2 protein-coding genes are annotated in these 2,821 nt (G+C 72.2%); both read left to right on the plus strand.

What is annotated here, in order from left to right; genetic code table 11:
- The first annotated feature begins 32 nt into the window (after positions 1-32).
- Positions 33-1,382 (plus strand): NYN domain-containing protein, encoded by a 1,350-nt coding sequence (locus tag AOK18_RS28905; RefSeq protein WP_055573822.1) that lies wholly within the window; start codon positions 33-35, stop codon positions 1,380-1,382.
- A 329-nt stretch (positions 1,383-1,711) separates the two neighbouring features.
- Positions 1,712-2,779, plus strand: a complete 1,068-nt coding sequence (locus AOK18_RS28910) for a C40 family peptidase (protein WP_055573823.1) — start codon at positions 1,712-1,714, stop codon at positions 2,777-2,779.
- Positions 2,780-2,821 lie beyond the last annotated feature (42 nt).

The raw sequence follows: 2,821 nt of genomic DNA on the forward strand, positions 1-2,821 counted from the left end.
GCGGGGCCGGACACAGGCATGGGGTGTGACCGATGGTGGAGACCGCGGACGGGGGGTCGGAGGACGGCGCCGCCGAGGTGTTCGACCGTCCGCTGCCCGACGGCGTGCGCCGCCGGGTCGTCCAGATCGTCTCCGACGGCTTCGGCGGACTGACCGTCTCCGAGCTGCCCGCCCAGCTCAGGCAGTACGCCCGGTTCACCCCGACCCGCCGCGCCAGGTTCGCCGGCAACGCGATGGCCGCCGCCCTGGAGACCGAGCCGCTGTTCCGCCAGCGCATCGGGGAGTGGCTGAGGGAGGCCCAGCCGGAACTGGCCGGTGCCCTCGACTCGGGCTCCCCGGCCCCGGCCGCGGACCCGCTGGACGTGGCGGCCGCCGCCTACGTCATACGGCCGCCCGGCTGGGTGAAACTGGTGACCGCCGCCGGCGAGGAGGCCCAGCGGGCCGACGCCGAGCGCGCCGACGAGGAGACCCGGGCCGAGCTGGAGCGGCTGCGCGGCGAACTCGCCCGCGCCCGCGAGCACACCCGGTCCGAGACCGAGCGGCTGCGCACCGACCTGGAGGCCGCCAGGAAAGAGGCGGACTCCCTGCACCGCAAGCTGCGGTCCGCGCTCAGCGACGTCAAGCGCGGTGCGGCCGCGCTGCGCAAACTGCAGGCCGAGATGGACGCGGTCCGCGCGGACGGACAGGCCCGGGTGTCCGCGGCCGAGAGCGAGTCCCGGCGGCTCAAGGCACGCCTCGGCGAGTCGGAGGCCGCCCTGGAGGCGGCCCGGCGGGCCGCCCGCGAGGGGCGCAGCGTCGAGGACATGCGGGTGCGGCTGCTCCTGGACACCGTGCTGGACGCCGCCCAGGGGCTCCGCCGCGAACTGGCGCTGCCCCCCGTCTCCGTCCGGCCCGCCGAGACCGTGGACGCCGTCGAGCCCGGCAGCATCTCCCCCAAGGACATCGCCGCCCGCGCGCTGTCCGAGGGCGACCCGGCCGTCCTCGACCAGCTGCTGGCGCTCCCGCAGGCGCACCTCGTCGTCGACGGCTACAACGTGACCAAGACCGGCTATCCCCAGATGCCCCTGGAGAAGCAGCGGCTGAGGCTCCTGGGCCAGCTCGCCCAGCTCGCCGCGCAGACCGGTGCCGAGGTGACCTGCGTCTTCGACGGGGCCGAACTGGCCGCCCCCGTCCTGCTCGCGCCGCCGCGCGGGGTGCGCGTGCTGTTCTCCAAGCCGGGCGTCACCGCCGACGAGCTGATCCGCCAGCTGGTCCGCGCCGAGCCGCCGGGACGGCCCGTCATCGTCGTCTCCACCGACCGCGAGGTCGCCGACGGGGTCGCCCGCGCGGGCGCCCGCCCGGTCGCCTCGGCGGTCCTGCTGAAGCGCTTCTCCCGGGCGTAGGGACCCGCTCCGGCCCCGCGGGGGGCGCAAAGAGCGTTACGCCCCATCGGGAACGTAAGCCCCAAGCGCAACGTACCCGCCGATTGCCCGGATTGGCCGGGTATCGACGCAACGTAGTGTCAGGACCGCATCACTGCAGGTGAGTTGAAGGCAAAGAAACGCACTGTGACGGAGAATTCGTGCCCGGGGATTTGAACTGATCACGAGGGAATCACTAGGGTCGGGCCTCGAACCTCCGCTCGGGTGATCGTTCACATGGGGTGGCGACGGCGGAGGCCCCGCCCACCGGCGTGTCGGTAGGCGGCTGGAGGAAGAAGGAGCTCGCCTCCGTGGCGTCCCACCGTCGTCCCAAGCAGCCGAACCGGGCACGTGTCACTGTGCTCACCACCGCTGCCGCAGCTGCCGTCGTCCTGAGCTCGCAGGCCGCCAACGCGGCCCCCAGCGAGAAGCCGAGCAAGGGCGAGGTGAAGGCCAAGGTCGACAAGCTCTACCAGCAGGCGGAACAGGCCACCGAGAAGTACAACGGCGCCAAGGAGAAGCAGGAGAAGCTCCAGAAGGAGATCTCCACGATCCAGGACAACGTCGCCAAGGGCCAGCAGGAGCTCAACGAGCTGCGCGACGGCCTCGGTTCGATGGCCAGCGCCCAGTACCGCAGCGGCGGCATCGACCCCTCGCTGCAGCTCTTTCTCTCCGCCGACCCGGACGACTACCTCGACAAGGCGTCCGCCCTCGACCAGTTGAGCACCCAGCAGGTCGACGCGCTCAAGGAGATCCAGGAGAAGCAGCGCGAACTCGCGCAGCAGCGCTCCGAGGCCTCCGAGAAGCTCAAGGACCTCTCCTCCACCCGCACCGAACTGGGCAAGAAGAAGAAGGAAGTCCAGAACAAGCTCGGTGCCGCGCAGAAGCTGCTCAACACCCTCACCGCCGAGGAGAAGGCGCAGCTCGCCGAGGAGGAGGATCGGGCCACCCGCGCCAGCGAGCGCGAGGTCCTCAAGGCCACCAACACCGACACCGGCGCCTCCGCCTCGGTCGGCAGCGGCTCCGGCCGCGCCGGCGCCGCCTTCGCCGCCGCCCAGAGCAAGCTCGGCTCCCCGTACGTCTACGGTGCCACCGGCCCGTCCTCCTACGACTGCTCGGGCCTCACCTCCTGGGCCTACGCCCAGGCCGGCGTCTCCATCCCGCGCACCTCCGAGGCGCAGACCGGCGCGGGCACCAAGATCTACTCGGCCAGCCAGCTCCAGGTCGGCGACCTGGTCTTCTTCTTCAACGACCTGCACCACGTGGGTCTCTACGCGGGCAACGGCCAGATCATCCACGCCCCGCGCAGCGGCACCGTCGTCCGCTACGAGTCGATGAACACCATCGGCGGACCCTTCATGTTCGGCGTCCGCGTCTGACGTCGCGCCGGAGCCGGCCCCCGGCAGGGGGCCGGCCCGGCG

Source organism: Streptomyces prasinopilosus, assembly GCF_001419695.1.
Lineage (GTDB): Bacteria > Actinomycetota > Actinomycetes > Streptomycetales > Streptomycetaceae > Streptomyces > Streptomyces prasinopilosus.

Bases quoted from the DNA above. Each gene is read 5' to 3' on its own strand.
- AOK18_RS28905 (WP_055573822.1), top strand. From the start codon at position 33: ATGGTGGAGACCGCGGACGGGGGGTCGGAGGACGGCGCCGCCGAGGTG.